Origin of the sequence: Azoarcus sp. KH32C (assembly GCF_000349945.1) — a bacterium.
Classification (GTDB): domain Bacteria; phylum Pseudomonadota; class Gammaproteobacteria; order Burkholderiales; family Rhodocyclaceae; genus Aromatoleum.
This window is the reverse complement of record NC_020516.1, coordinates 4,852,504-4,872,184: the sequence shown is the minus strand read 5'-3', so window position 1 is coordinate 4,872,184 and position 19,681 is coordinate 4,852,504. Positions and strand designations below refer to the sequence as shown.

15 protein-coding genes are annotated in these 19,681 nt (G+C 69.4%); all 15 read left to right on the top strand.

The window, feature by feature from the left end; all coding sequences use genetic code 11:
* Window positions 1-51: 51 nt before the first annotated feature.
* The 15 genes from AZKH_RS21905 (at window position 52) to AZKH_RS21835 (ending at window position 19,679) form a co-directional block, all read left to right on the top strand.
* Window positions 52-1,551 (top strand): YifB family Mg chelatase-like AAA ATPase, encoded by a 1,500-nt coding sequence (locus tag AZKH_RS21905; protein ID WP_015437996.1) that lies wholly within the window; start codon window positions 52-54, stop codon window positions 1,549-1,551.
* Between the two features lie 110 nt (window positions 1,552-1,661).
* Window positions 1,662-2,552 carry a DUF72 domain-containing protein gene (locus tag AZKH_RS21900; RefSeq protein ID WP_015437995.1) on the top strand — a complete coding sequence of 297 codons (891 nt, stop codon included), beginning with the start codon at window positions 1,662-1,664 and terminating at the stop codon, window positions 2,550-2,552.
* Between the two features lie 373 nt (window positions 2,553-2,925).
* The gene (locus AZKH_RS21895; protein WP_015437994.1) at window positions 2,926-5,469 is read left to right on the top strand and encodes a response regulator; all 2,544 of its coding nucleotides are present in this window, start codon (window positions 2,926-2,928) and stop codon (window positions 5,467-5,469) included.
* Window positions 5,466-5,837, top strand: a complete 372-nt coding sequence (locus AZKH_RS21890; RefSeq protein WP_015437993.1) for a response regulator — start codon at window positions 5,466-5,468, stop codon at window positions 5,835-5,837. The genes AZKH_RS21895 and AZKH_RS21890 overlap by 4 nt, the downstream gene beginning before the upstream one ends.
* Window positions 5,838-5,841: 4 nt before the next feature.
* A complete protein-coding gene (locus AZKH_RS21885) occupies window positions 5,842-6,225 on the top strand; it encodes a two-component system response regulator (RefSeq protein ID WP_015437992.1) in 384 nt (127 codons plus the stop codon).
* Window positions 6,226-6,227: 2 nt separating this feature from the next.
* The gene (locus tag AZKH_RS21880) at window positions 6,228-8,543 is read left to right on the top strand and encodes an EAL domain-containing protein (protein ID WP_015437991.1); all 2,316 of its coding nucleotides are present in this window, start codon (window positions 6,228-6,230) and stop codon (window positions 8,541-8,543) included.
* Between the two features lie 121 nt (window positions 8,544-8,664).
* Entirely contained in the window at window positions 8,665-9,855 is a 1,191-nt protein-coding gene (locus AZKH_RS21875; RefSeq protein WP_015437990.1) for a multidrug effflux MFS transporter, read from the top strand.
* 176 nt (window positions 9,856-10,031) lie between these two features.
* The gene (locus tag AZKH_RS21870; protein ID WP_015437989.1) at window positions 10,032-11,465 is read left to right on the top strand and encodes an aminotransferase class I/II-fold pyridoxal phosphate-dependent enzyme; all 1,434 of its coding nucleotides are present in this window, start codon (window positions 10,032-10,034) and stop codon (window positions 11,463-11,465) included.
* An 11-nt stretch (window positions 11,466-11,476) separates the two neighbouring features.
* The gene (locus tag AZKH_RS21865) at window positions 11,477-12,457 is read left to right on the top strand and encodes a peptidase U32 family protein (RefSeq protein WP_015437988.1); all 981 of its coding nucleotides are present in this window, start codon (window positions 11,477-11,479) and stop codon (window positions 12,455-12,457) included.
* Between the two features lie 11 nt (window positions 12,458-12,468).
* The gene (locus AZKH_RS21860) at window positions 12,469-13,419 is read left to right on the top strand and encodes a peptidase U32 family protein (RefSeq protein WP_015437987.1); all 951 of its coding nucleotides are present in this window, start codon (window positions 12,469-12,471) and stop codon (window positions 13,417-13,419) included.
* A gap of 2 nt (window positions 13,420-13,421) precedes the next feature.
* On the top strand, window positions 13,422-14,378 hold the full coding sequence (locus AZKH_RS21855; RefSeq protein WP_015437986.1) for a peptidase U32 family protein: 957 nt from the start codon (window positions 13,422-13,424) through the stop codon (window positions 14,376-14,378).
* Window positions 14,368-15,306, top strand: a complete 939-nt coding sequence (locus AZKH_RS21850) for an ABC transporter substrate-binding protein (protein WP_015437985.1) — start codon at window positions 14,368-14,370, stop codon at window positions 15,304-15,306. The genes AZKH_RS21855 and AZKH_RS21850 overlap by 11 nt, the downstream gene beginning before the upstream one ends.
* A 5-nt stretch (window positions 15,307-15,311) precedes the next feature.
* Window positions 15,312-16,292 carry a peptidase U32 family protein gene (locus AZKH_RS21845; RefSeq protein ID WP_015437984.1) on the top strand — a complete coding sequence of 327 codons (981 nt, stop codon included), beginning with the start codon at window positions 15,312-15,314 and terminating at the stop codon, window positions 16,290-16,292.
* Window positions 16,289-18,880, top strand: a complete 2,592-nt coding sequence (locus AZKH_RS21840; RefSeq protein WP_041656489.1) for a PEP/pyruvate-binding domain-containing protein — start codon at window positions 16,289-16,291, stop codon at window positions 18,878-18,880. The genes AZKH_RS21845 and AZKH_RS21840 overlap by 4 nt, the downstream gene beginning before the upstream one ends.
* The gene (locus tag AZKH_RS21835; protein WP_015437982.1) at window positions 18,843-19,679 is read left to right on the top strand and encodes an SDR family NAD(P)-dependent oxidoreductase; all 837 of its coding nucleotides are present in this window, start codon (window positions 18,843-18,845) and stop codon (window positions 19,677-19,679) included. The genes AZKH_RS21840 and AZKH_RS21835 overlap by 38 nt, the downstream gene beginning before the upstream one ends.
* Window positions 19,680-19,681 lie beyond the last annotated feature (2 nt).

The window sequence follows — 19,681 nt, the reverse complement described above, 5'->3', positions numbered from 1 at the left end:
TGTCATTATCGTGACCTCCGGTAGACTGGCGCAAGTCTTCCGGAGGTCACAATGTCGCTCGCCCTGATCCGTACCCGGGCGCTCGCCGGTCTCGGCGCGCCCGAGGTCACGGTCGAAGTCCATCTCGCCAACGGTCTGCCCGCATTCAGCCTGGTCGGGCTCCCCGATACCGAGGTGCGCGAGGCACGCGACCGTGTGCGCGCCGCGATCGTCACGTCGCAGTTCGAATTCCCACAACGCCGCATCACCGTGAATTTGGCGCCGGCCGACCTGCCCAAGGAGGGCGGACGCTTCGACCTGCCGATTGCGCTGGGCATCCTCGTCGCGTCGGGCCAGGTCGAGGCGGCGGCGCTCGCGCGCCACGAGTTCGTCGGCGAACTGTCGCTCGACGGCAGCCTGCGCCCGGTGCGCGGCGCGCTGTCGATGGCGCTCGCGAACGCGCGTGCGGGCCGTGCGCTGGTCCTGCCGGCCGTCAATGCCGACGAGGCGGCGCTCGCGACCGGCGCCGAGATCCTGCCCGCCGCGAGCCTTCTCGCGGTGTGCGCACATCTCAATGGCCACAGCAAGCTGGAACCGCATCCCGCGCCGCAGGTGGCGGGCGCGACGGATGCCGATGCCGATCTCGCCGACGTCAAGGGACAGCTGCAGGCGCGCCGGGCGCTCGAAGTCGCGGCGGCAGGACAGCATTCATTATTGATGTTCGGCCCGCCGGGCACCGGCAAGTCGATGCTCGCGCGTCGCCTGCCGGGCCTGCTGCCGCCGATGGACGATGCCGAGGCGCTCGAAAGCGCGGCGATCCAGTCCGTCGAGGGGGGCTTCGACGCCTCGCGCTGGCGCCGTCGTGCGTATCGGGCTCCGCATCACTCGGCGTCGGCGCCGGCGCTGGTCGGCGGCGGTTCGACGCCGCGGCCCGGCGAAATCAGTCTCGCGCACCATGGCGTCCTGTTCCTCGACGAGCTGCCGGAGTTCAATCGCCGCGTGCTCGAGGCGCTGCGCGAACCGCTGGAGACCGGCGTCGTGACGGTGTCGCGTGCGCGCCAGCGGGCGGAATTCCCGGCGCGCTTCCAGCTCGTCGCGGCGATGAACCCCTGCCCCTGCGGTCACGCGGGTAATCCGCGCGGGCAGTGCCGCTGTACGCCGGATCAGGTGGCGCGCTACCGCGGGCGGCTCTCCGGGCCCTTGCTCGACCGCATGGACATCACGATCGAAGTGCCGCTGCTCGATCATGCGGAGCTCGTCGCGCAACCCGCCGGCGAAGCGAGCGGGACGGTCCGCGAACGCGTCGGGCGCGCGTGGGCGATCCAGCGCGAACGCCAGGGCGTGCCGAACAGCCAGCTCGCCACGGGCCGCGTCGATGCGTTGTGCGCGCCCGACAGCGCCGGGCAGGGCTTGCTCGACCAGGCGGTCCGGCGGCTGAACCTGTCGGCGCGCGGGTACCACCGCATTCTCAAGGTCGCGCGGACGATTGCGGACCTTGCCGGCGCCGAGCGCGTCGGGGCGTCGCACCTCGCGGAGGCGATCCAGTATCGCCGCGGGCTCGACGCACGCTGACGCGGACGGCGCCTCTGGCGGCGCTTTGCAACCTCGGCTCACACATCCGGGCTTCGATTCGGGCGCGGTCGGCGGCATGATGACCGGATGTGGGCAGGAGGGCGCAGATCATGGACTCCATCCTGGTGGGGACGGCCTCGTGGACCGACCCCACGCTGATCGAATCCGGCTGGTACCCCGAGGACGCCAAGGGGGCCGAGGGCCGGCTGAAGTACTATGCGTCGCAATTTCCTGTCGTCGAGGTGGATAGCGCCTTCTATGCGTTGCCGACCGCGCACAACGCGACCTTGTGGGCCGAGCGCACGCCCGAGGGCTTCGTCTTCGACATCAAGGCCTACCGGCTCTTTACCGGACACCCGACGCCTCTGTCGGCGCTGCCGCCGGACATCCGCCAGGCGCTCGGTGCGGTACCGAAGGAGCGGGCGTATGGCGCCGACGTGCCGCGCGAGCTGACGGAGGAGCTGTGGCAGCGTTTCACGCTGGCACTGCGTCCGCTCGACGCGGCGGGCAAGCTCGGCACCGTCCTGCTGCAGTTTCCGCCGTGGTATGTCTATCGGCCGTCGAACCTGGAGCACATCCTGCATTGCGTCGCGGAGCTTGCGCCTTACGCCGCGGCGGTGGAGTTCCGGCATCGTTCGTGGTTCGACGACAAGCATCGTGATACTGTCCTCGCGTTTCTGCGCGAGCAGGGTCTCGTGCACGTCGTCGTCGATGAGCCCCAGGCGGGGGCGGCGAGCATTCCCCAGGTGTGGGAGGTGACTTCTCCCGCGGCGGCGATCCTGCGGCTGCACGGGCGCAACGTGGAGGCGTGGCAGGCGAAGGGCATGCGGTCGGCGGCGGACCGCTTCGACTATTACTACAGCCAGGCCGAGTTGCGCGAACTCGTCGGGCCGGTTCGCGCCCTCGCACAGCGTGCCCGGCGTGTCCACGTACTGTTCAACAACTGTCACGGCGACGACGGTGTTCGCAATGCCTTCGAGTTTCGGGAACTACTCGGCTAGCCGATTGCCTCTTGTGCGGGATTGGCGGCAGCGCACATCTGCGGAACAGGCCGGGATATCGCCGTAGGCTTGTCAATGTCATTGCCAAATCATCGACTTGTAATTCTCTGGCAATGTCGTTTGTGTGGGGAATATGCCCCATTTGTTTGACGGGTGGCATTGCTAATGGCATTGCCAATGGCTATCCTCCTAGTGGAAATCGGAATCGTCCGGTACTGCCGAGGGGGAATGGAAATACCGTGTGGGCGGCAAGTGCCGGAAGGGGGTTTCCAGCAATGCCGCATCATGGTTTTCCGTCGGCAATGGACCATTTCTTTCCGGTGACCGGACGACACGTGGAGGAAGCACGTGTCGTCGGTCGAGCAGAGGTGACATGGAGCAAGGGTTTGGTAGCGAGCGACCGGCCTTCTTAGCCACCGCGCAGCCCGATCGCGGCCAGCGCCGGCTGGCGCTCGTGGTCATCGGCATATCCCTGGCCTTCTTCGCTGCCGCCGTGCCTTTCGCCCAGGTGCAGCTGCCGAAGGTGTGGGCCTTCATCCCGGTCTATCAGGCCGCTTTCGTCGTCTGCGACCTGATCACGGCGGGCCTGCTTTTCGGCCAGTACTACATCCTGCGTTCCACGGGCTTGGCAGTGCTGGCGGCGGGTTATCTCTACACGGCCTTGATGGCGATCCTGCACGCCTTGAGCTTTCCCGGTCTCTTCGCGGACCAGGGCCTGCTCGGCGCGGGGCCGCAGACGACCGCATGGTTGTACATGTTCTGGCACGGCGGTTTCCCGCTGTTCGTGATCGCGTATGCGGAGTTGAAGGGCAAGATACCGGTTTTCGACGCCGGTGTGCGTGGTTCGAGGGCGGTGATCGGCGGCAGCGTCGCCGCGGTCGTGGCACTGGCGGCAGCGCTGGGCGCGTTGGCAACATCGGGGCACGAATGGATACCCGCGATCATGACCGGCAACCGCTATACGCCGACGATGATCGTGGTCGTCTCCTGCACATGGACGTTCAGCCTGATGGCCTTGATCGTGCTATGGCGGCGGCGCCCGCATTCGGTCCTCGACCTGTGGCTGATGGTGGTGGCTTTCGTGTGGATGCTCGACATCGCGCTTGCCGCGGTGCTCAACGCGGGGCGTTTTGACCTCGGTTTCTACGCCGGCCGGATCTACGGGCTCGTCGCGGCGAGCTTTGTGCTCATGATGTTGCTGCTCGAAAGCGGCGTGCTCTACACGCGGCTCGTCGAAACGCACGTCCGCGAACGCGAGAAGTCCGCCGAGCTGGCGCGGCTCGGCCAGGCGCTGGAAGTGGTGAACGCCGCCCTGGAAGAGACGAACCAGCAGCTGCAGGAAGCGAGCAAGCGCAAATCGGAGTTCCTCGCCAACATGTCGCACGAGTTGCGCACGCCGCTCAACGCGATCATCGGTTTCTCGGAAGTGCTGAAGGACGGCCTGATGGGCGAGATGCCGCCGCGCCAACGCGAGTTCGTCGCGGACATCTTCAACAGCGGGCGTCATCTGCTGTCCCTGATCAACGACATCCTCGACCTGTCGAAGGTCGAGGCGGGCAAAATGGAGCTCGATCTCGAGCGCGTCGAGGTCGGTACGCTGCTGACGGACAGCCTGTCGGTGGTCAAGGAGAAGGCGGCGGCGCATGTCGTGATGCTACGCAACGAGGTGCCGGAGGGCTTGCCGCCGATCTGCATCGATGCGCGCAAGGTCAAGCAGATCCTCTACAACCTGCTGTCGAACGCGGTGAAGTTCACGCCGGAGCAGGGGCGCGTGACGCTGCGGGCGCGTCGCGTCGGTCGTGCCGAGATCGAGAACTGGACCACCGACCGGCCGCTGCACGTGCGTCTTCCCTTGCCTCCGGACGGTTTCGCGGACTTCCTTGAGGTCACGGTGGAGGATTCGGGCATTGGCATCAAGGCCGAAGATGCGCCGCGCCTGTTCCAGCCGTTCAGCCAGCTCGACTCCTCGCTTGCGCGCCGCTTCGAGGGCACGGGGCTGGGTCTGGCGCTGGTGGTGAAGTTGGCTCTCTTGCACGGGGGGACCGTGGCCGTGACGAGCCGGCCGGGCGAAGGCAGCGGCTTTACCGTGTGGTTGCCGTGGCGCGTGCCCGAAGGGGTGGGCGAGGTGTCGCCGGCGAGCGCAACGCCACGCAAGGGCAGGCGTCTTGCGCTGGTGCTGGAGGACAACGACGAGGCCGCAGCGCTGCTGCGGGTGCAACTCGAAGCCGAGGATCTGGACGTGCTGCGCGTCGGCAGTGCGGAGGCGGCACTGGAGCTCATCGAGACCGAGCGCCCGGTCGTGATCGTGCTGGACATCCTGCTGCCGGGCGCGGACGGGTGGGAGTTCATCGAGCGGATCAAGCAGGAGGGCTCGCCGTGGGCGGAGACGCCGGTCGTGATCTGCTCCATCCTGGACGACTTCCGGCGCGGCTTTTCGCTCGGGGCGGCGCAGGTGCTGCAGAAGCCGGTGAGCCGCGAGGACTTGGGGGCGGCGCTCGCAAGTCTCGGCCTGCATGCATCGGCGGGTTCGCCGGCCAGTGTGCTGATCGTCGATGACGATATCCGCGCCGTGGACCTGATGGCTGCCTATCTTGCCGAGCCAGGCTATACCGTCTCGCGCGCCTACAGTGGCGAAGAGGGCGTCACGGCAGCACGACGGGAGCGGCCCGATCTGCTGGTGCTCGATCTAATGATGCCGGGAATGAGCGGCTTCGAAGTGGTCGAGGCCCTCAAGCGCGATCCGGCGACGGAGGCGATTCCGATCATTGTCGTCACGGCGAAGCAGCTGGCGGCGGCCGATCGCGCCGCGCTCAACGGCCGTGTGACGGCGATCGTCGAAAAGGCCGTCTTCGAGCAGCACCAGTTCGCCGCCGAGGTGCGTCGTGCGCTGGCGGTGTCGCAACAGGAGATGTCATGACCACGACGGTGCTCGTCATCGAGGACACGGCCGCGAACATGAAGCTGGTGACCATGCTGCTGGACCATGTGGGTTACGCGGTCCTGCAGGCAACCGACGCGGCTGCCGGTATCGCGCTGGCGCGGGAGCACCATCCGCAGCTGATCCTGATGGACATGCAGCTGCCGGACATGGACGGCCTCGAGGCGACGCGTGTGCTGAAGTCGGACCCGGTGACGCAGGACATCAAGATCGTCGCCCTGACGGCCTTCGCGATGAAGGGGGACGACCGGCGGATGCTGCACGCGGGCTGCGACGCGTATATCGCCAAGCCGATCCAGTACAAGGAATTCCTCGTCGAGGTGGCGAGGTTGCTGGAAGGGAAATAAGAGCATGCCCACGAGTTCTCCGGCCAGCGTGCTGATCGTCGACGACGATCCGCGCAATCGCAAACTGATCGAAACCCTGCTGCGCGTCGACGGCTTCGAGGTCAAGAGCGCGGACTCGGGCGCCGCCGCGCTGGCTGCGGTGGCCGCCGAGCTGCCCGATCTCATCCTGCTCGACTTGATGATGCCCGACATGGACGGTTTCGAGGTGGTGCGGCGCCTGAAGGCCGACCCCGCCGCGAACCGCGTGCCGATCGTAATGGTTACGGCGCTCGACGACTCCGCCTCGCGTGCACGCTTGGCCGCGGCCGGCGTCGAGCGGGTGCTGGTGAAACCGGTGGATCGCTGGCAACTGAAGGCGCTGATGGCGGAGCTCCTCGGACTGGAGTAGCCATGACCGACAAGAAAACGATCGAAGACCTCGCCTCGGCGAGGGACAAGCTGGAGCGGCTGGCGCAGCTCTACGCGATGCTGAGCCGAATCAACCGCAGCATCGTACGTCTCGACGATCCCTACGAGCTCTACGAGAACGCATGCCGCATCGCCGTCGAGGAGGGCGGCTTCCTGTTCGCGTGGATCGGACTGTTGGAACCGGGGGGCACCCGGATGCAGGCGGTGGCGCGTGCCGGCGCGCCGGCCGATTTCGCGCGGGTGCGTGGCGGCGCGGTCGAGAGCACCGATGGCTGGAGCCCATCCGGCACGGCGATCCGCGAGGGGCGACCCTGCATCGCCAATGACGTCGAGGCGGAACTGAGTCCGGCGTCGGCCTGGAAGGGCATCCTGCGGGACGTCGGCGCGCGTTCCGCGGCGGCATTGCCGCTGATGATGGAGAACGCGGTCGCCGGCGTGCTGGTGGTGGGGGCGGACAAGACCGCCTGCTTCCTCGACGGGGAATTGCAGTTGCTGAACGAGGTCGCCGAGGACATCTCCTTTGCGCTGCGCATGATGCGCCGGGAAGAGGAGCGGCTCGCAGCGGAAACCAAGATCCAGTATCTCGCCTACTACGATGCCGAGACCGGCCTGCCGGGCCGCGCGCTGCTCGCGGAACGGCTGGCGGCGGCGGGCGAGCGGGTGGTGTTGGCCGTGAGCCTGCGCCGCTATCACGCGATCCTGCAGGCCCTCGGGCAGGCGGCTGGCGTGCAACTCGCGCGGACGGTGGCGGCACGGCTGGAAACCCTGCTCCCGACGGCGGTGGTCGGGCGCTTCAATCCTTCGGAGTTCGGTTGCCTGCTGCAGCCGCCGGAGGGGCTGCACGCGGTCGAGGAGATTGTGTGGCAACTGCACCAGGGGCTGGCCGAGCCCTTCCTGATCGACGACAGCGAGGTCTTCCTCGATCCCTTCATCGGCATCGCCATGCATCCGCACGACGGCAATGCGGCCGACGCCATCGACGCGGCGGTGTTGGCGGCCGGCACGGGCGCGAAGGGGGCGACGGGCTGCTGCCGCTTCTTCGTCGCGGGCATGGACGGCGGCTCGCGCCATCAGCTGGACATGGAGGCGGCGTTGCGTCGGGCGCTCGAGCGCGGCGAACTGGAACTGCACTACCAGCCCCAGGTCGACGTCGCGAGCGGGCGCATCGTCGGTGCGGAGGCGCTGCTGCGCTGGCAGCGGCCTGGCCACGGCCTCGTGCTGCCGTCGCAGTTCGTGCCGATGCTGGAGGCGACCGGCCTGATCGTGCCGGTCGGCGAATGGGTGATCGCCGAGGCCTGCGCCAGCGCGAAACGCTGGCAGGCCGAGGGCCTGCCGCCCTTGCGCATGGCAGTCAACCTGTCCGCCCGCCAGTTCCAGAGCGGAGACGTCGGAGAACTGGTGCGGCGCGCCCTGGCCGACACCGGCCTCGAGCACCGCTGGCTGGAGCTCGAGGTCACCGAGAGCGCCGTGCTGCTCAACGCCGACGCGGTGATCCGGACGCTCAACGAGTTGAAGTCGCGGGGCGTGAGCCATGCGCTGGACGACTTCGGGACCGGGTATTCGTCGCTGAGCTATCTGCAGCGCCTGCCTGTGAGCCGGATCAAGATCGACCAGAGCTTCGTCGCCGGCGTGACCTCCAATCCGCAGAGCGCGGCGATCGTGCGGGCTGTCGTGGGCATGGCGCATAGCCTGAAGCTGACGGTGATCGCCGAGGGCGTCGAAACCGAGGGGCAACTGGCCTTCCTGCGCGGCCTCGGCTGCGAGGAGATACAAGGCTACTACTTCAGCCGCCCGCTGCCGGGCGACGAGTTCGCGGCGCTGTTGCGCGAAAACCGCTGCATTCCGCCCGCGCTGCCGGCGCCGCAGCGTGAGCGCGTGCTGCTGGTGGTGGACGACGAAGCGCATGTGCTGTCGGCGCTGCGCCGCTCCCTGCGGCACTCGGATTTCCGCGTCCTCACCGCGACGGGGGCACTGGAAGGCTTCGAGCGCCTCGCGAGCCATCCGGTCGGGGTCGTGTTGTGCGACCAGCGCATGACGGAGATGACCGGGACCGAGTTCCTGCGCCGGGTGCGCGATCTTTATCCGGGCGTGGTGAGGATCGTGCTGTCCGGCTATACCGACCTCGCTTCGGTTATCGACGCCGTCAATCGCGGCGCGATCTTCAAGTTCATGACCAAACCCTGGGACGACGCGGCGCTGCTCGAATGCCTGGAGGATGCTTTCCGCCTGCACGAGATCGACTGCCAGAACAGGGAGCTGTCGTCGCGCCTGAACGAGGTGACGGGCAACGGGCGATGAGGGCGGCGCACGGTATCATGACGGGATGAAGGCGGCCCGCAGTTGCGCGCCTGTCCGCACGCGGACGGGGCGCCATGCCGGTATCGCCGCGAACAATACAAGAATTCCCCCCGAGCCCCCAATGCCCGCATCGTCTCCCTGGCTGGCGTTCGTCCTTGCCGCGCTGGCCGCCATCGGCCCGTTTTCGATCGATACCTACCTGCCGGCCTTTCCGGCGATCGGCGAATCGCTGTCGGTGACCTCGATCGAAATCCAGCAGACGCTGACCGCCTACATGGCGACCTTTGCCTTCATGGTGCTGTGGCACGGGGCGCTCTCCGACCGTTTCGGGCGGCGGCGCGTGATCATCGTCGCGATGCTGATGTTCGCGCTGGCCTCCCTCGTGTGCGCGGCGGCGCCGTCCATCAGCTGGCTGTGGGCCGGGCGCGGGCTGCAGGGCATGTCCGCAGGCGCCGGCATGGTCGTCGGGCGGGCGGTGGTACGCGACCTCTTTGACGGCGCCGAGGCCCAGCGCCTGATGTCGCGCGTGATGTTGATCTTCGCGGTGGCGCCGGCGGTGGCACCGGTGATCGGCGGGGCGCTGCTCGCCCTGGCCGGCTGGCGCGCGGTCTTCGTCTTCCTCGCGGCCTTCGGTGCGCTGCTCGCGTTCATGACCTGGCGCTTCCTGCCCGAGACGCTGCCCGTCGCGGCGCGTCATCCGCTGCACCCGGTGACGCTCGGGCGCGCCTACGCGCGCGTGCTGGGTAGCGCCGCGTTCGTGCTGCTGGCGGGTGCGGCGGCCTTCAACTTCAACGGATTCTTCCTCTACGTGCTGTCCGCGCCGGTCTTCCTGATGAAGCACCTGGGGCTCGGTGCGCAGCAGTTCGGCTGGCTCTTCATGCCGGCGGTGGCGGGCATGATGAGCGGCTCGGCCTTGTCGGGCCGGGTGGCCGAACGCTGGCATCCGCGGCGCACGATCGTAACGGGCTTCACGGTCATGGCGACCGCCGCGGTGCTCAACCTGCTCGTGTCCGGCCTGCTGGTGCCCGGCCTGCCGTGGTCGGTCGTGCCGATCGTGATCTACACCTTCGGCATGGCGCTCGCGATGCCCAGCCTGACGCTGCTCGCGCTGGATCTCTTCCCGGCGCGGCGCGGCCTCGCGTCGAGTTGCCAGAGCTTTCTGCAGGTCGGCGTCAATTCGGTCACTGCCGGTGGCCTCGCGCCGCTGTGCTGGTCGACGCCGCTGATGCTCGCGGCCGGCATGGCCGGCTTCCTTGCGCTCGGCGGCCTCGCCTTCCTGAACTGGCGCCGTCGCCACGGCGCCGCGGCCTAGCTAGCGACCCTGCTGCGCCGCCGCAGGACGCGTCCGTGGCTTCTTATACCCATATCGTTGGTATGGTTTTGCAGAAAATCATGATGCCCGCTTCATGATCCGGCCGTGTTGCGCGCCTCCGCATGTCGCCACGATAGCGACATCTCGGAAACGCACAACGACGGAGGGAGCGTGGGATGGATTTCGTGACGCCGCAGCTGGCCGTGGGCAGTCGCGCCGAAGCCGCGGATGGCGCCGCGCTGCAGGCGGCCGGCATCGACACGCTGCTGTCGCTCGCGCCGCTTCCGCGGCCGGCGGCGGTCCCGCTGCAGTTGAGCCTCGCGGTGGCCGACCGGGTGCCCTTGCCGGCGGCGACGATCCGCGAAACGGTGGATTTCCTGTCCGCCCGGATTGCCGCCGGTCACCGCGTGCTGATGCACTGCGAAATGGGGATCTCGCGTTCGCCGGCGCTCGCGGCGTGCTATCTCCACGAAGGCCTCGGGCTGCCGCTGGACCTGGCCTTTGCCCGCGTCGCCGCGGCGCGCCCGGTGGCCGAGCCGCACGCGGTGCTTGTCGAGTCGATCCACATGCATTACGCGGCGGGAGGCGAGGCGGTCGCGGAGCTTTCCGGCAACGAAAACCCCTTCGGGCCCTCGCCGCGGGCGCGTGAAGCGATCGCGCAGGCGCTGCCGCGGCTGCACCGCTATCCGGCGTCCGATGCCTCCGAACTGCGCGGCGCGCTCGCCGACCGGCTCGACCTGCCTTCCGGGCAAATCCTGGTCGGCAACGGCGCCTGCGACCTGATCGATCTCGCGATGCGGGCGCTGGTCGGGGCGGGCGGCGAAGTGCTGATCCCCGACCCCGCCTTCCCGGCCTACCGTTCGGCCGCCCGGCGGGTCGGCGCCGAGATCGTGACGGTGCCGCTCGCCGGCAGCGAATACTCCATCGAGGCCTATCTCGCGCGTCTGAGTCCAGCAACGCGCCTCGTCGTCGTCGCCTCGCCGCACAACCCGACCGGGACGCTGATGAGCCCGGAAGCCTGGGCCCGGTTGCGCGACGCCTTGCCCGCCGGCGCGGTGCTGCTGCTCGACGAGGCCTATCGCGATTACGTCGCGGGGCAGCCGCTGATCGACGCGGCGGCGGATGTGCGGCGCGGTGCGTCCGTCCTCGCGCTGCGTTCGCTCTCCAAGGTCGAGGGGCTCGCGGGACTGCGCATCGGCTACGGCTTCGCGCCCGAGGCACTTGTGCAGCGGCTTGGCGGGCTGTGTCCGCAGTACCACGTCGGCTCGCTGGCGCAGGCGGCGGCGCTCGCGGCATTGGCCGACGAGGAGCACCGCCGCGACAGCATCGCCACGAACGCGCGCGAGCGCGAGCTGTTGATGACGGGCCTCGCGCGCCTGGGCGTCGAATTCGTGCCGTCGGCGGCGAACTTCGTGCTGCTGCGCGGCCCGCGCGACGCGGTTGCGCGCCTGGCCGCCCGCAGCATCGCCGTGAAATGCATGGCGCGCTACGGCCTGCCCGGACACATCCGCGTCAGCGTCGGTCTGCCGGCCGACAACGCGCGCTTCCTCGTCGCGCTGGGCGCACTGCTGCGCGAAGACCACGAATGCCGGGACGCGATCCCGGCCTGAAGGAGACCTAAATGACAATGATGATGGCCCCCGGCGGCACGCTGGAGATGGCGCAGACGGTGCTCGACGAAGGCGCCGACGCGGTGTATGTGGGCGTGGTCGGCTGGAGCCGGCGCGGCGCGCAGGACGAGCTCGACGACGACGAGATCCGCCGCACGATCGACTACGCGGCGGCGCGCGGCAAGGAGGTGCGGATCGTCGTCAACACGCTGCCAAGCTCGACCGAGCTGCCGATGTTCGTCGAGCGCGTCGAGCGCTACGCGGGCTGGGGCGCGCAGGGCTTCATGATCAGCGACCTCGGCGCGATGCGGCTCGTGAAGGAGCGCCTGCCGCACGTCAATGTGCATACCAGCGTCGGCTGCGGCATCACGAACTACGAGGACGTGCGCTTCCTGCGCGAGCTGGGCGCGGACTACGTCGTGCTGCCCTACCGGCTGTCGGTCGAGGAGATCCGCCAGATCAAGCAGGCGGGCGACGTCGGCATCGAGGTCTTCCTGTTCAAGACCCCGTCCGGCGGCAAGATCTGCCCGGGCAAATGCAACATGAGCAGCTACTTCAGCTTCCGCCGCTGGCTCGACGCGCAGGGCAAGGACCACTTCTTCGGCTCGGCCTCGCGCGGCGGCGACTGTCTGCGGGTGTGCCAGACGGAGTGGAACTTCAACGTCGACGACATCGATTACCGCCTGCCGATGACGATCAAGACGAACCCCGCGCTGTGGCTGGAGGAGCTGCCGGACTACCTCGCCGCCGGCGTCGATTGCCTGAAGGTGCCGGGGCGCGATCGCTCGACGGTGCTCGTGCGCGACATCGTGCGCGTCTATCGGCGTGCCGTCGACACCATCCTCGGCTCCGACCACCCCGACCTGAGCCCCTTCGCATCCGAACTCGAAACCCTGCGCGGGCGCTGGATGACCGAGCGCAGCAAGCGCGACAACCGGCTGCTGCGCCAGGCGATCGACGAATCGCGCCGCACCGCCGCCACCGCAATCTGAGGAGACAGAACATGTTCGAACTATCCACCGACGTCGGCAACCTCAAGGAGCTGCGCAAAGGCAACTTCTCTGCCTACGATGCGCTCTACCTCGGCGACTTCTCCTGCCCCGACTATCCGAACAACTTCAGCTCGCATCCGGAGCTGCTCGAAGCCTGCCTCGAAATCGTCAAGTCGCATGGCCAGAAGGCCTACCTGCGGCTCTACGCGGTGCCCGGCAACAGCGACCTCGGCTGGGTCGAGGACCTGATCGACACGGCGCTGGAGTTGCCCTTCGATGCGCTCGAAGTGCATAACCTCGGCGTGCTGCGGATGCTGAACGAGAAGGGCTGCCGGTTGCCGATCCACCTCGGCGTGTTCGGCAACCTCTATACCCACGAGACCGCCAAGGTGCTGAAGGACTATGGCGTGACCCGCGTGTATCCGAACCCCGAGCTCTCGCTCGCCGAGGTGCGCTACATCGCCGAGCATGCCGACGTCGAAGTGCTGGTGCCGGTGCACGGCAAGATCCCACTCGTGATCTCGGAGACCTGCTTCATCCTCGAACATAGCGAAGACGGCGCTCAGTCGGGTAATGAGTGCGGTAACGGCACCTGCTCCTACCAATGCACGCAGGAACACTGGCTGAAGCGTGGCCGCGGCGACGGCAGCCGTGCCGACTGGTCGCTGAAGGACACCGGCCGGATGACGCTGTCAGGCAAGGACCTGTGCATGCTCGAACACGCGACGAAGCTCGCGGAGATGGGGCTGTCGCACTTCTACGTGCACAACAAGGGCGAGGCCGCGGGTTACGCGGAATCCGTCGGGCGCATCTATCGTGAGGCGCTGACGCAAGCCTTCGCCGGTGCGCCGGCCGCAGACCCGTCGTCCTCCCTCGCGACGCTGACCGGGCTCGCGCGCGAAGGGCTGTGCAACGGCTACTACTTCGAGGGCGCGGGTCAGCGCTACGTCGGGAGAAGCTGATCATGCCCAAGCTGCTCGCCCCGGCCGGATCGCTGGAGATGGCGCGCGCGGCGGTCGACGAGGGTGCCGACATCATCTACGTCGGCCCGCTCGGCTTCTCGCGCCGGCCCTACGAATCGGAGATGAGCGACGAGGCGATCCGCGACGCCGCGGCCTACGCGACCGGCCGCGGGGCCGAGCTGCGCGTCGTGCTCAACACCTATCCGACGCCCTACGACTTCGGCCGCTTCCTCGACAAGGCGCTGCAGTACGCGGCCGACGGCGCATCCGGCTTCATCGTGACCGACGTCGGTCTGCTGCGCGCGCTGCGCCGGGAGATTCCGGGCACGGTGCTGCACGTGAGCATCGGCAGCGGCATCAGCAACCTCGACGATGCGGCCTTCTACCGCGACGCGGGCGCCGACGTGATCATCCTGCCCTACCGCTGGGACGTCGCGGAGATCGAAGCGCTGCGCCGCGCGAGCGACATCGGGCTGGAGACCTTCCTCTTCGAGACGGTGCAGACCGGCAAGCTGTGTCCCGGCAAATGCATCATGAGCAGCTACCTGCGCTTTCGCGACTGGCTGGCGGTCGAGGGCAGCCGCGATTTCCACGGCAGCGCGAACCGCGGCGCGAAGGAGTGCTACCGCGTGTGCCAGGCGAACTGGGAATTCGGCGTGCCGGGCGAGCTGCCGGTCGAACTCAAGCTGCGCCGCGATGCGCGTCTGATGCTCGCGCAGCTGCCGGGCTTCGTCGCGGCGGGCGTCACCTGCTTCAAGCTGTCCGGCCGCGAGCGCCCGGTCGGCATGATCCGCGATCTGGTGCGCTTCTATCGCAAGGCGATCGACGAGGTCGTCGGCGGTGCGCGCAGCCTCGATCACCACGCCGAGGAGCTCGCCGAACTGCGCCTGCGCTGGGTGAGGGAAAAGTCGAAACGCGTCGATACGCTGATGGATCGGGCGGCAAGCTATGTTGCGTGATGCGCAGCACGACGCGTTGCCCGTGCTGCGCGCGGCCTTCGAGGCGACCGGCAGCGGCGCCTGGCTGATGCGGGCGATCACCGCCTGCGGGCTGGACCACGCGAACGGCTACCGCCTCGAACTGCAGCTCGGCGACGACCGCATGCGCGGCAAGCGGCAGGCGACCGAGGCGCGGCTGATCGACGGCGAGGTGGACGTGATCGACACCGACTGGCTGTCGCTGCTGCGCCACCGCGCCGCCGGCCTGCCGTTGGTCGCAGCGGCCCCCTACGGGGTGATCTTCGGCGGCCTCGTCGCACCGCGCGGCAGCAGCCTGCGCGGTCTCGCCGACCTCCCTGGCAAGCGCATCGGCGTCGTCCATGCCGAGGACAAGAACTGGCTGCTGCTGCGCGCCGCGTGCCGGCGCCGCCATGGCTTCGATCCGGCGGAGGTGTCGGACTGCGTCGCTGCGGGTTCGAAGACCGTGCTGCGCGAGGCCTTGCGCGGCGGCGAGCTCGACGGCGCGCTGACGTACTGGCATCAGGTGCCGGCCCTCGTCGCCGAGGGGGGCTTTCGCGAGGTCTGCGACCTCGTCGAACTGCTGGCGAGCTTTCCCTCGCGGCGGCCGCCTGTCCCGACGAGCTTCTTCGTGTTGCACGAGGCCCTGCTGAGTTCGGCGCCGGATCTCGCGCAGGGTTTCGCCCGCTCCGTGCGCGACGCGGCGGCGCGGCTGCGCACGGACGCCGGCCTGTGGTCGCGCGTCAGCGGCACGCCGGCCGGAACCTGGAGCAGCGCGGCCCTGCGGCGCAAGTGGCTCGCGCGCGTCGGCCTGCCCTGGGTGCCCGAGATGGCGGAGCGGCTGCAGGAGCTCGCCGACCTGATGGCGCCGCCCGGCGGCCCGAGACATGAACTGTCCGCCGGCAGCCTCGCCGCCGGCTTACTCCTTTGAGGTGAATGATGACGATCCTGATGGCTCCCGGCGGCACGCTCGAGATGGCGACGGCTTCGCTCGCACGGGGTGCGGATTCCGTCTACGTCGGTCCGCGCGGCTGGAGCCGGCGCCCTGCGACCGACGAACTCGACGACGGCGCGATCGCCGAGCTGATCGCAGACGCCGGGCGCGACGGCAAGGACGTCCGCATCGCGATCAACGTGATGCCCGCGCCCGATGAGGTCGGCATCTTCCTCGACCGCGTCGCGGCCTTTGCGGCGATCGGCGCGGCCGGCGTGATGATCTGCGATCCCGGCCTGATTCCGCTCGTGCGTGAGGCTTTCCCGACGCTCGACATCCACGTCAGCGTCACCGCCGGCGTGTTCAACATCGAGGACGTGCGCTTCTACGACGAACTTGGCGCCGACTACGTCGTGCTGCCCTACCGCTGGGGCGTCGAGGAGGCCGCGCAGATCCGCATCGCGAGCCCGATGAAGCTCGAAGCCTTCCTGTTCCAGAACCCCCACCGGGGCCGTATCTGCCCGGGGCGCTGCTATTCGAGCAGCTACTTCCACGTCAAGCACCTGCGCGGCGACGACAACAAGGATCTCTACCTCGGCTCGGCGGCGCGCGGCGGGAGCTGCTACCGCATCTGCCGCGGCCAGTGGTCGCTGACCGCCGGCGGGCAGGCGCACCCGGACTCGCCGCGGCTGAAGTCGAGCCCCGAACTCTTGCTGTGGGAGGTGCCCGAATACGTCGCGATGGGCGTCGAGCGCTTCAAGGTCCCTGGGCGCGAACGCAGCGCGCCGCTCGTCGCGGACATCGTCGGCTTCTACCGGCGCGTGATCGACGCCGTGCTCGCCGGCGGCGCCGTCGACGGCTTCGCGCTCGAATGGCTGGAGCTGAAGGCACGCTGGAGCGGCGAGCGCGACAATCGCGACGACGCGCGCATCCTCGGCGCCGAACGGGCCGGCCGCGCGAACCGGGTCGGGGCCCTCGCGTGACTGCGTCGGCGGGCGGCGCCTGGATCCGCGATCTCGCCGAGCTGACCGCGGCGGACGCCCGCGCCGTCGGCAACAAGGCGCTGCGCCAGGGGCTCATGCTCGCCGCGGGCTTTCCCGTGAGCCCCGGTTTCTGCGTGACCGCCGATGCCATTGCGGCGTGGCGTGCGGGCGGGGCGGAAAGGGAGGCCGTGCGGGGCGCGCTCGTCGAGGCCTACCGCAAGCTCGGCTGTCGCGTCGCCGTGAGGAGTTCCGCGATCGAGGAGGACGGCGACGCGGCGAGCTACGCCGGCGTCTACGCGACCGAGCTCGGCGTGCAGGGCGAGGCGGCCCTCGTCGCGGCGCTGGAGCGCTGCATCGCGTCGTGGAGCGAACCCGCGGCGGTCGACTACCGCGCGCAGCTCGGCCACCACGACGCCGCGCTCGCGATCCTCGTGCAGCAGCTCGTCCCGGCGATCGCCGCGGGCATCGCCTACACGCGTGCCCCGCTCGACGACAGCCGCCACGAAGTGCATGTCGATGCCGTCTGGGGCCTCGCCGAGCCGCTCGCCGCCGGTCAACATGTCGGCGACAGCTTCGTGCTGTCGCACCAGGGCCGGCTGCTGCGCCGGCGCATCGGCAACAAGCTGCAGGCGCTCGCCGTCGATGGCTTTCACCCGGTGCGCCCCGAGCGCGCGCGCGTGGCCTGCCTGACGCCCGCGCAGGCGCGCGAGGTCGCCCAGCTCGCAATGCGGGCGGAGAACCTCTTCGGTGTGCCCCAGGACGTCGAATTCGCCCTCGACGCCTGCGGCCTGTGGATCCTGCAGGCGCGCCCGCTCGTCGCCGCGCGGGCGGCCGGCGGGGCCGGGCTGGAGCGCTATCTCGCGGCCGAACGGCGGCGTCTCGCCGCGAAGTTCGCCGAACTGCGGCGACGCGGCGTATTGAAGGGCGCGGACGTGGTGTTGAGCAACGGCAACGTCGGCGAACTGTTGCCGACGCCGACCGAGATGAGCTTCGGCCTCTTCCGCGACATCTTCGCCGGCCGCCACGGTGCGATCGTCGCGGGCCGCAAGCGCCTCGGCTACCGCTTCGATGCGCGCTGCGTCGATTACCTCTACGAGCGGGTGGCGGGCCAGACCTGCTTCAATCTCGAAGTCGATGCTGCGACTTTCGGCGTTGGCAACGACGTGCCCATCGACGAGCACCTCGCCGCGGTCGCCGCCGACCCCGCGCTCGCGAACTACCCGGAAGTGCGGCTCTACGGCCGCGAGCGGACCGAGGCGCAGGCGCTCGCGGCGCGCGAACGCTTCGGGCAGGGCATGCGCGTCGCCGCACGCGATCTTCGCGCCCGCTTCGAGGACGGCATCCTTCCCGGGTTGGCCGTGCCGGCGGGGCTCGCGGCCGGGGTCGAGGCGTCCGACCCGAAGCAGATTGTGCGCGCCGTCTCCGGCCTGATCCGTTTCCTGCGTACCGGGCCCTGCGTCGAGTTCGTCGTCGCGGCGCGCCTTGGATTCCACTTCGCTGCCGAAGTCCGCAATCGTCTCGAAGCAGTCTTCGGCATCGAAGGCGAAGCCTTGTGCGCGCGCCTGCTGTCCGGCCTGCCCGCGAGCCTCGTGACGCGCCAGGCGCTGTGGCTGGAGGAGGTCGCACAGGGCGACCGCAGCCGCGCGGACTACCTCGCGGCCTACGGCCACTGCGCCGACAACGAACTGGAGCTCGCCGAACCGCGGCTTGCCGAGGAGCCCGAGCGGCTCGAGGCACTGCTCGCGAACCTCGTTGCGAGCGGGCGTCATCCGGCCGCCGAATTCGCGCGGCAGCAGGCCGAGAGGAGGGCCACCGAAGCGGAGCTCGCGGGGCGCCTCATGGCGGCCGGCTTCAGTGCAGCCGAAAGCGCCGACTTCTTCGAAGCCCTCGGATTCGCCCAGTACTGCCTGCCGCTGCGGGAAACGATCAAGCATCATTACACCGTCGTCCACGCGCTGATCCGCCGCGCCGTGCTGCGGCTGTCTGCACGGCTCGGCTGGCCGGACGGCCTGATCTTTCACCTGCAACCGCGCGAGCTCGCCGCGATGCTGCGCGATCCGGCGGCCTTGCGACGCCGCGCCGCGCGGCGGGCCGACGAACACGCGATGGCGCGGCTTGCGGCGCGGCTGCGCTGCGTGCCGGCCGTCGTGTTCGGCTCGCGGCTGGACGAGATCGGCATCCCGACCGCGCGTCCGGCCGGCAACAACCGCGCCTGGAGCGGCGAGCCGCTGTCTGCCGGCAAGGTCTGCGGCGTCGCGCGCGTCTTCGCGGCCGGCGATGGTGTCCCCGCCGAAGGCTGGCGCGGTGACGAAATCCTCGTGCTGCGCGGCGCGAACCTCGGCGTCACGCCGCTCTTCCGCCTCGTTGCGGGCCTGGTCGTCGAAGTCGGCGGGCTCCTCGCACACAGCGCCTGCCAGGCGCGCGAAGCGGGCATCCCCGCCGTCGCGCTGCCCGACGCAACCCGCCTGATCGCCGACGGCGCCCCGATCGCCCTCGACGGCAGCAGCGGCCGTATCGCCCTGCTCGATCCTCTACCCGGAGTGTCCGCCCATGCGTCCCGCCTCGAACTGCCCACCGCCACGGTTTGACCTCGACGGGCGCGTCGCCCTCGTCACCGGTGCCGGCGCGAACGGCGGCATCGGCCACGCCCTCGCACTCGGCCTCGCGCGCGCCGGCGCCCGTGTCGCCATTGCCGACATCGACGCCGAGGGCCTCGCAACGACCGCCCGCGAACTCGCCGACTTCGGCCCCGCGCCGCTCGCGCGCATCGCCGATATCGCCGTCGCCGAAGACGTCGACGCGCTCTTCGCCGAGGTCGACCGCGAGTTCGGTCGCCTGGACATCCTCGTCAACGTCCCCTTCGCCTTCCCGTCGCGCGTGCGTCCGCACGAACTCGCCGCGGCCGACTGGGAGCGCATGCTCGCCGTGAATCTCACCGGCTACTTCCTGTGCTGCCAGGCGGCGCTCCGCCGCATGCTGTCGGCGGGGCTGGGCTGCATCATCAACATCGGCTCGAACGCGGGCGAGACCGCCCTCGGCCGCGGCGCGCTGCCCTACAGCTGCACCAAGGCCGCCGTGCACCAGATGACGCGCGAGCTCGCGGTCGAATACGGCGGCGCCGGCATCCGCGTCAATGCGATCCTGCCCGCGCAGACACTCACCCCCGGGCTGCGCGCGCACCTGGAGACCCCTCGCTTCCGTGACCACGTGCTGCCGCGCATCCTCGCGGGCCTGCCGCAGGGGCGGCTGCTCGATCCCGAGGACTACGTCGGCCCGGCGGTCTTCCTCGCCTCCGACGCGGCGCGCGCGGTCAACGGCGTGCTGCTGCCGGTCGACGGCGGCAACCTCGCGATGAACGGCGGCGGCAGTCACACCTGGCCGGCATGACG